Here is a 9,596-nt window from a genome sequence, read left to right as displayed (position 1 = left end):
CGGATGGCCTCGGCGGCGGCGCAGGCGGCGGCGGGGCGCTCGGCATCGGGTAGCGGGGCGAGGGCGTCCTGCATCCGGTCGAGGGCCCAATGCAGGTTGACCGCGGTGGGGCGGGTGGCGCGCAGCACGGCGTCGGCGTGGGCGAGGGCGTCGTCGGAGGCGTCGGCCTTTAGGGCCAGGGCCATGCCGAAGGCTGCGGTGGCGCCGATCAGCGGGGCGCCGCGCACCTGCATATCGCGGATGGCGATGGCGGCGTCGGCGAGGGAGTCGAGGCGGACGAAGCGTTCGGTCCAGGGCAGGCAGGTCTGGTCGAGGATGACGACCTGCTGGCCGTCCCGGGCGATGGTGGGGCAGTGATCAGGCACGGTGGGGCGGTTCGGTGAGGTGGGCGGAACCGGGATTGTATCGGGGCCGGCGCGCCGGGTGGCTGGCCGTCGGGGGCGTCATCTGCCAGAATCGGCCCGCCTTTTTGCGTTGATCCAGCCCGGAGTGATCGTCATGCCCCGTTTTCCCGCCCCTGTGGTTTCCCGTCTGCCTGCGGTGGGCACCACGATCTTCACCGTGATGTCGCGCCTGGCCCAGGAGTGCGGGGCGATCAACCTCTCCCAGGGGTTTCCGGATTTCAGCGCGGAAGACCTGCTCTTCGAGCGCGTTTCCCACTGGATGCGCGCCGGCCACAACCAGTACGCGCCGATGGCCGGGGTGCCGGCGCTGCGCGAGGCCATCGCCGCCAAGGTCGCCGCGCTCTATGGTGCGAGCTACGACCCGGAAACCGAGATAACCGTGACCGCCGGGGCGACCCAGGCGCTGTTCACCGCGGTGGCGGCGCTGGTGCATCCGGGCGACGAGGTGATCGTCTTCGAGCCGGTGTACGACTCCTACGTGCCGTCCATCGAGCTGGCGGGCGGCGTGGTGAAGCGCGCCCGGCTGTCGGCGCCGGACTACCGGCCCGACTGGGCCGCGGTGCGGGCGCTGGTGTCGCCGAAGACCCGCATGATCATGATCAACACGCCCCACAACCCCAGCGGCACCGTGTGGTCGCCGGACGACATGCGGGCCCTGTGCGATCTGGTGCGCGGCTCCGGCATCATCGTGGTGGCCGACGAGGTGTACGAGCACATCGTCTTCGACGGCCGGCGCCACGAGAGCGCGGCCCTGTATCCCGATCTGGCCGAGCGCAGCGTGATCGTGTCGAGCTTCGGCAAGACCTACCACGTGACCGGCTGGAAGGTGGGCTACGTGCTGGCCCCGCAGGCGCTGATGGCCGAGTTCCGCAAGGTGCATCAGTTCAACGTGTTCACGGTGAACACCCCGGTGCAGCTGGCACTGGCCGACTATATGATGGATGCGTCGCGCCACCTGGGGCTGGCGGCCTTCTATCAGGCCAAGCGGGATGTCTTCCGGGCCGGGCTGGCCGGCACGGGCTTCGAACTCTTGCCGTGCACCGGCACCTACTTCCAGACCGTCCGCTACGGGGCGATCTCGGATGCGCCCGACACCGACTTCGTCCAGTGGCTGACCCGCGAGGTGGGCGTGGCGGCGATCCCCCTGTCAGCCTTCTTCGGCGACGGGCGCGACGAGCGGGTGATCCGCTTCTGCTTTGCCAAGCGCGACGAGACGCTGGAGGCGGCTTTCGAGCGGCTCCGGCGCTTCTGCTAAACTCGGCAGCTTACCGCTGGAGCCCTCGACGTGCGCAATATCCTCCTGTTCATCCTGTTCCTGATCGGCCTTTACTACGTGCGGCGCGCCCTGCGCCGGCCCGGCGCGCCCGGCCCCCAGGCCCCGCGGCAGGATGACGAGCCGGCGCCCCAGCGCGGCGCCCCGGTGGCCGAGATCGAACAGATGGTGGCTTGCGCCCACTGCGGCCTGCACGTGCCCGAGAGCGAGAGCGTGCGGGGCGGTGGCAGCTTCTACTGCTCCGAGGAGCATCGCCGTCTCGGCCCGCGCAGCTAAGCCGCACCCGTGAAGCTCGAGCTGCCCCAGCGGGATGTCGGCCTGGCCGACGACTTCAGCCGCTCCGAGCCGCTGCGCTATCTCAACCTGTTTCGCCTGACCCTCGCCGGGCTGTTTCTGGTGGCGGGGCCGTCCCTGCATCTGGGCAGCGATTCGCCCACCATCTTTTTCGGTGTCTCGTTTGCCTACGTGGCGGCGGTGCTCAGCTTCGGCTTTCCCGATGCGGCCCGGCTGCTCGGGCACAACCGCCTGGTCACCGTCCAGGTGCTGGTGGATGTCACCTCGCTCACCCTCATCATGTGGGCCAGCGGCGGCTACCGCAGCGGCATCCCGATCCTGATCCTCATCGCGCTCGCCGGCGCCGGGCTGGTGGGGCAGGGGCGGATGGTGCTGTTCTACGCGGCCTACGCCACCGTGGCGGTGCTGCTGGAGAACATGTTCCGGCTGCTGTCGGGGCGCGAGACGGTGGATTTCTTCACTGTCGGCATCACCTGCATCGGCTTCTTCGCCATCGCCCAGGTGGCGCGCCTGCTGGCGCTGCGGGCCATCGCCAACGAGAATCTGGCCCGCCAGCGGGGCGTCGATCTGGCCAGCCAGCTGCGCCTGAACCGCCAGATCATCCAGGACATGCAGGACGGCGTGCTGGTGGTGGGCGAGGGCGGCGTGGTGCGCCAGTTCAACCCCCAGGCGGTGGCGCTGCTGGGGGCCGAGCTGCGCGAGGGCGCAACCCTCGGCGAACACGCCCCGGCCCTGGAGCGCGAACTCCGGCGCCGGGCCGAGCACGGCGATTCGGCCCACAGCCTGCGTGCCGACGGCAGCGGCAAGATGCTGCTGGCGCGCTTCCTGCCCGCCGGCGAGGCCAACGAAACGCTGGTCTACCTGGAAGACTTCGACCGCATCCATCGCCAGATCCAGCAGGTCAAGCTGGCGGCGCTGGGGCGCCTCACCGCCAGCATCGCCCATGAGATCCGCAACCCGCTGGCGTCCGTCTATCAGGCGGCCGAGCTGCTGCGCGAGGAGAAGCGCGGCGACATGCAGGCCCGGCTGATCCGCATCATCGGCAACAACGCCCAGCGCATCGACCGGCTGGTGGCCGACGTGCTGGCCCTCGGCCGGCGCGACGAGGCGCTGCCCGAGGCGCTGCCGCTGGCCGAGTTCGTCGATGAGTTCATCGAGGAGTTCGACGTGGCCGAGAGCGGTGCCCGCGGAGTGGTGGTGAATCGCGTGCCGCCGGGGCTCGAGATGGCCATGGACCGGGCCCATCTGCGCCAGATTCTGTGGAATCTCGTCGGCAATGCACGACGTCATTGCAGCGGCGCGCCTGCTGCGGTAAAAATCGATGCTGCGCTGCGAGATGATGGACGCGTAGCGCTGGATGTGTCCGACGACGGCCCGGGGATTGCCGAGGCGCTGCGGGCGCAGGTTTTTGAACCCTTCTTCACCACCCACTCGAAAGGCACCGGCCTCGGGCTCTACATCTCGCGGGAACTCGCCGAAGCCAACGGTGCGGTGCTCGAACTGTGCGTGACGCCGCCGGCCGAAGCCGGTACCACCGCAGCCCTGCCGGGAGCCCATTTCCGGATCATCGGACGCGTGAAACCATGACCCAGATCGAAAGACGGGCCCGCTCCAGCGGCCCGGACGTGCTCATCGTCGATGACGAGGACGACATCCGCGAGCTGCTCGAACTGAGCCTGCTGCGCCTCGGCCTTTCCAGCGATGGTGCCGCCACCCTGGCCGAGGCCCGGGCGCTGCTCGGCCAGAAGCGCTACCGCCTGTGCCTGACCGACATGCGCCTGCCCGATGGCGACGGGCTCGAGCTGGTGCGCTACATCTCCGAAACCTGCCGCGACCTGCCGGTGGCGGTGATCACCGCCTTCGGCAGCATGGACAACGCCGTCACGGCCCTCAAGGCCGGGGCCTTCGACTACCTCTCCAAGCCGGTCTCCATTGACCAGCTGCGGGCGCTGGTCAAGTCGGTGTTCTCGGTGACGGCCAAGGATGACGACGGCAGCAAGAAGGACACCTCCAGCCTCACCGGCGAGTCGCCGGCGATGGTTCAGGTGCGCTCGCTGATCGAAAAGCTCGCCCGCAGCCAGGCGCCGGTGTTCATCTCGGGCGAATCCGGCAGCGGCAAGGAGCGCGCCGCGCGGATGATCCACGACCTCGGCCCCCGCGCCGCCGCGCCCTTCGTGGCGGTCAACTGCGGGGCGATCCCCGAGAACCTGATGGAGAGCGAGTTCTTCGGGGCCAGGAAGGGCGCCTTCACCGGGGCGGATGCCGACCGGGAAGGCTTCTTCCAGGCCGCCCACGGCGGCACCCTGTTCCTCGACGAGGTGGGCGATCTGCCGCTACCGATGCAGGTCAAGCTGCTGCGGGCGATCCAGGAGAAGAAGTTCCGCCGCCTGGGCGACACCACCGAGACCCAGGTTGACGTGCGCATCCTCAGCGCCACCCATCAAAACCTCAAGGCGATGGTCGAGGCCACCCGCTTCCGCCAGGATCTGTTCTACCGCCTCAACGTCATCGAGCTGCGCATGCCGCCGCTGCGGGAGCGCGCCGAGGACATCCCCCAGCTCGCCGAAATCCTCCTCGCCCGGCTGTCCGAATCCTCCGGCCTGCCGCCGGTGCGCCTCAGCGAAGGGGCGCTGCGGGCGCTCAAGGCCTATGCCTTCCCGGGCAACGTGCGCGAGCTGGAGAACATCCTGGAGCGGGCGATGGCCCTGTCGTCCGGCGAGTTCATCGAGGCCGACGACCTGCTCCTCGACCCCTCCGACATGGGCGAGGCCAGCCCGGCGACGCCGGCCACCCCGGGCGGCGCCGACCTGCAGGAATACCTCGACCAGGTGGAGCGCCACGTGATCGAGGAAGCCCTCGAAAAATCCGGCGGCAACCGCACCGCCGCGGCCCGCGCGCTGGGCGTCACCTTCCGCTCGCTGCGCTACCGGCTCGAACGGCTGGGCATCAAGGAGTGATGGACAGCGAACCGGATGCCGTCCAGCGGGTCGTCAAGATCCGCCGCGACTACAACACCTGGGTCGCCCGCGAAACCATCGAGGACTACGCCCTGCGCTTCACCCCGCGCAGCTTCCGGCGCTGGTCCGAGCTGCGGGTGGCCAACACGGCGTTTGGCGTGGCGTCCTTCCTGGTGCTGGAGGCCGTGGGCGCCACGCTGCTGGTGGATTACGGTTTCCTCAACGCCCTGTGGGCGATCCTCGCCACCGGGCTCATCATCTTTCTGGCGGGCCTGCCCATCAGCATCTACGCCGCCCGCTACGGGGTGGACATGGATCTGCTCACCCGCGGCGCGGGCTTCGGCTACATCGGCTCGACGCTCACCTCGCTGATCTACGCCTCGTTCACCTTCATCTTCTTCGCCCTCGAGGCGGCGATCATGGCCTACGCCCTGGAGCTGGCCTTCGACATACCGCCGGCCTGGGGTTACCTGCTGTGCGCGGTGGTGGTGATTCCGCTGGTCACCCACGGGGTCACGGCGATCAGCCGGCTGCAGTCGATCACCTTGCCTCTGTGGGTGCTGATGCTGGTGGTGCCTTACGTGTTCGTCTTCGCCGCCCGGCCGGGCATCCTGTCGGAGCTCGCCGGCTACGGGGGCGAGCAGGGCGTGGGGGCGGGCTTCAACCTGCATGCCTTCGGTGCCGCGCTCACGGTGGGTATCGCCCTCATCACCCAGATGGGCGAGCAGGCCGACTACCTGCGCTTCATGCCCGAAAAGACGGCGGCCAACACCCGCCGCTGGTGGGCCGCGGTGCTGGTGGGCGGTCCCGGCTGGGTGCTGCTGGGGGTGGTCAAGATGCTCGGCGGGGCGCTGCTGGCCTATCTGGCGATCAGCAACGCGGTGCCGGTGTTGCGGGCGGTGGACCCGAACCAGATGTACCTCGCCGCCTACGAATACGTCTTTCCGGATCTGCGCTGGGCGGTGGCCGCCACGGCGCTGTTCGTGGTGATCTCCCAGCTCAAGATCAACGTGACCAACGCCTATGCCGGCTCGCTGGCGTGGTCCAACTTCTTCGCGCGGCTCACCCACAGCCATCCGGGGCGGGTGGTGTGGGTGGTGTTCAACACCGCCATCGCGCTGATGCTGATGGAGCTGGACGTTTTCCAGGCCCTCGGCAAGGTGCTGGGCCTGTACGCCAACGTGGCCATTGCCTGGATGATGGCGGTGGTGGCCGATCTGGTCATCAACAAGCCGCTGGGCCTGTCGCCGCCGGGCATCGAGTTCAAGCGGGCGCACCTTTACGACGTGAATCCGGTGGGCGTGGGGGCGATGGGCATCGCCTCGCTGCTGTCGGTGGCGGCCTGGGCGGGCGCCTTCGGGCCGGGGCCCCAGGCGTTCTCGGCGCTCATCGCGCTGGTCACCGCCTTCGTGGCCTCACCGCTGATCGCCTGGGCCACCGGCGGGCGCTACTACCTCGCGCGCCAGCCCCACGCCGCCACCGGCGACGGGCGCTGCGTCATCTGCGAGCGCGAATACGAGGCCGACGACCTGGCCCGCTGCCCGGCCTATCAGGGGCCGATCTGCTCCCTGTGCTGCTCGCTGGACGCCCGCTGCAACGACCTGTGCAAGCCGGATGCGCGGCTCTCTGTGCAGTGGGCGGCGGCGATGCGCCGGGTGCTGCCCGAGGCCGCGTGGCCCTACGTGGAGAGCGGCCTCGGCCACTATCTGCTGCTGATGGGCGTGCTGGCGCCGGCCCTGGCGGTGCTGGTGTGGCTGCTCTACCAGCAGGGCGTCCAGCTGCTCGGCACCGACGGGGCCGAGGCCGTCGAAGCCCTGCGCCTGGCCTTCATCAAGGCCTACATGAGCCTGCTGCTGGTGAGCGGGCTCGTGGTGTGGTGGCTGGTGCTCACCCATAAAAGCCGGCAGGTGGCGCAGGAGGAATCCAACCGCCAGACCAGCCTCCTGATGCGCGAGATCGAATCCCACCGCCGCACCGACGAGCAGCTCCAGCGGGCCAAGCAGGCCGCGGAGCTGGCCAACCAGGCCAAGAGCCGCTACATCACCGCCATCAGCCACGAACTGCGCACGCCCCTCAACAGCATCCTCGGCTACGCCCAGATCCTCGACGGCGACGACGCGATTCCGCCCCACCGGCGCCAGGCCATCAACGTCATCCGGCGCAGCGGCGACCACCTGCTGTCGGTGATCGAGGGCACCCTGGACATCGCCCGCATCGAGGGCGGCAAGCTGGCGCTGGACGTGAAGCCGATCGATTTCAAGGATTTCCTCCAGCAGATCGTCGGCATGTTCGAGGTCCAGGCCCGCAACAAGGGCCTCAGCTTCCGCTTCGAGCCCATCGGCGAGATCCCGCCGGTGGTGCGCGCCGACGGCAAGCGGGTGCGCCAGATCCTCATCAACCTGCTGGGCAACGCGGTGAAGTTCACCGCCAAGGGTTCGATCTGCCTGCGCCTCACCTACCGCATGGAGATGGCGACCTTCGAGGTGGAGGACACCGGCCCGGGTATCTCCCAGGCCGAGATCGAGCGCATCTTCGATCCCTTCTCCCGCGGCACCTCGGCCCAGGGGGCGGGCGGCGCCGGGCTGGGGCTCACCATCAGCCGGATGTTCGCCGATGTGATGGGCGGCGAGCTCACCGTGAAGAGCGAGCCGGGCAAGGGCAGCACCTTCCGGGTGCGCCTGTTCCTGCCCCAGGTGCGCGGCGAGGTGGCCGTGCGCGAGCTGCCGCGCAACCGCGTCGGCTACCGGGGCGAGCGCCGGCGCATTCTGGTGGTGGATAACGAGCGAGTGGACCGGGAGTTCCTCATCACCCTGCTGGAGCCCCTGGGTTTTTCGCTGGCCCAGGCCGCCAATGGGCAGGAATGCCTGCGGGTGCTGCCGCGCTTCAAGCCCGATCTGGTGTTCATGGATCTGGCGATGCCGGGCATGGACGGCTGGGAGGTCGTGCGGCGCATCCGCGCGGGCGAGGGCGGTGCCGAGATGGCCGCGGTGCCGGTGGCAATCATCTCGGCCAACGCCTACGAGCGCGGCCTGCATTCCGACGACAACGACCTCGCCATCGGCAGCAACGATTTCTTCCTCAAGCCCGTGCAGGTGGCCGAGCTGATCGACTGGATCGGCCGGCGCCTGTCGCTCGATTGGCTCGAGCCCAACCAGCCCGAGCCGCCCCCGGCGCTGCCTGTCGACATGGTCTATCCGCCGCCCGAGGTGATCGCCGATCTGGCCGAGCAGGTCGAGATGGGCTACGTGAAGGGCATCCTGCGCCGCCTCGACGACATCGAGGCCCTCGACGCCGCCTACGCGCCTTTTGTGGCCGAGCTGCGCGAGCTCACCCGCAACTTCCGCCTCGACGCCATTCCGCCCCTGCTGGACAAAGCCCGCCATGCCTGATTTCGACCGGCTCAGTTCCGATCTCGTGCTGATCGTGGACGACATCCCCGAGAACCTCTCGCTCCTCCACGACGCCCTCGACGAGGCCGGCTACACCGTGCTCGTCGCCACCAACGGCGAATCGGCTCTGCAGCGCGCCCGCCACAGCGTGCCCGACGTGATCCTCCTCGACGCTGTGATGCCCGGCATGGACGGCTTCGAGGTGGCCCGGCGGCTGAAGGCGGATTTCACCACCCAGCACATCCCCATCGTGTTCATGACCGGCCTCACCGAGACCGAGCACGTGGTGGCGGCCTTCGACGCTGGCGGTGCCGATTACGTCACCAAGCCGATCCGCCCCCAGGAGGTGCTGGCCCGCATCGCCGCCCACATGCAGAGCGCCCGCCTGATGCGCCAGGCCCGCAGCGCCCTCGATGCCTTCGGCCAGGCCACGCTGGCGGTGCAGCCCGAGAGCGGCCGGCTGGTGTGGCAGACGCCGCTGGCCCGCAAGCTGCTGGGCGAATACTTCGGCATCGACGACGACAACGCCCCCCAGGCCGTGCGAGCCTGGATCGCCGAATCCGCCAAGGCCCGCCGCGACGGCCACGCCTTTCCGCCGCTCACCATCAGCAATGGCACCAAGCGGCTGGTGTTCACGCTGCACGAGCGGGCCGGCGAGGACGAATGGCTGCTGGCCCTGCGGGAGGAGTCCGACACCGCGGTGATCGAGGCCCTGCAGGCCGCCTTCCGCCTCACGACCCGCGAGGCCGAGGTGCTCTACTGGGTCATCAAGGGCAAGACCAGCCCGGACATCGGCGAGATCCTGGGCTCCAGCCCGCGCACGGTGAACAAGCACCTGGAACACGTCTTCGCCAAGCTGGGTGTCGAAAACCGCACCGCGGCGGCGTCGGTGGCGATGGCGCGGATCCGGATGGGCGGCGGCGAAGGCTAGCCGTCGCCCGGCGCCATGCCGTTGCCCGCGCGGGGCGACGGCTCACATCACGGCCGGCTTGCCGGAACTTCCAGACTTGTCGGGCAGCGTCCGGGCGATTCCATTTCGGTTGGCGTCGGTGTCTCTGCAACTTGCGGAGGCGCCCCGTTGGGTTGTCGGGCGTTTCCTGCAGCCTGGAGGGGTGTCGCTGCGGGTTGCAGGGGCGTCGCTTTGCGTTGCAGGGACATCCCTCCACGGTAGAGTGACGACGCTGAGCCTGTCCGAATTTTTGTGTTTGAGGCATAACGTAGTCCCGGAAAGGAATGGTTATGCCAAGGAAGAAACAGAAACAGCCGCTGCCTGCGGTTG

General features: G+C 69.0%; 6 protein-coding genes and 1 pseudogene. 6 read left to right on the top strand and 1 reads right to left on the bottom strand.

Annotation, left to right across the window (positions count from 1 at the left end):
• Positions 1 to 365 (bottom strand): annotated as a pseudogene (locus tag QQK25_RS21235) (S-methyl-5-thioribose-1-phosphate isomerase); the annotation flags it as partial.
• Between the two features lie 133 nt (positions 366 to 498).
• Here QQK25_RS21235 and QQK25_RS21230 point away from each other — a divergent pair.
• The 6 genes from QQK25_RS21230 to QQK25_RS21205 are packed head-to-tail and all read left to right on the top strand — an operon-like array spanning position 499 to position 9,248.
• Positions 499 to 1,659, top strand: coding sequence for a pyridoxal phosphate-dependent aminotransferase (locus QQK25_RS21230; RefSeq protein WP_284189756.1), 1,161 nt, complete (start codon positions 499 to 501; stop codon positions 1,657 to 1,659).
• A gap of 30 nt (positions 1,660 to 1,689) precedes the next feature.
• Entirely contained in the window at positions 1,690 to 1,953 is a 264-nt protein-coding gene (locus QQK25_RS21225) for a PP0621 family protein (protein ID WP_153160294.1), read from the top strand.
• A gap of 9 nt (positions 1,954 to 1,962) precedes the next feature.
• Positions 1,963 to 3,558 carry a sensor histidine kinase gene (locus QQK25_RS21220; protein WP_284189755.1) on the top strand — a complete coding sequence of 532 codons (1,596 nt, stop codon included), beginning with the start codon at positions 1,963 to 1,965 and terminating at the stop codon, positions 3,556 to 3,558.
• Entirely contained in the window at positions 3,555 to 4,928 is a 1,374-nt protein-coding gene (locus tag QQK25_RS21215; protein WP_284189754.1) for a sigma-54-dependent transcriptional regulator, read from the top strand. Before QQK25_RS21220 ends, QQK25_RS21215 begins: the two co-directional genes overlap by 4 nt.
• A complete protein-coding gene (locus QQK25_RS21210) occupies positions 4,928 to 8,317 on the top strand; it encodes an ATP-binding protein (RefSeq protein ID WP_284189753.1) in 3,390 nt (1,129 codons plus the stop codon). The genes QQK25_RS21215 and QQK25_RS21210 overlap by 1 nt, the downstream gene beginning before the upstream one ends.
• Positions 8,310 to 9,248 (top strand): response regulator transcription factor, encoded by a 939-nt coding sequence (locus QQK25_RS21205; protein ID WP_284189752.1) that lies wholly within the window; start codon positions 8,310 to 8,312, stop codon positions 9,246 to 9,248. The genes QQK25_RS21210 and QQK25_RS21205 overlap by 8 nt, the downstream gene beginning before the upstream one ends.
• The last annotated feature ends 348 nt before the right edge of the window (positions 9,249 to 9,596 follow it).

The sequence above is a fragment of the Zoogloea oryzae genome (genome assembly GCF_030161255.1).
Taxonomy (GTDB): Bacteria; Pseudomonadota; Gammaproteobacteria; order Burkholderiales; family Rhodocyclaceae; genus Zoogloea; species Zoogloea oryzae.
Note: the sequence above shows the minus strand (reverse complement) of the source record. Positions and strands in the feature narration are given on the sequence as shown.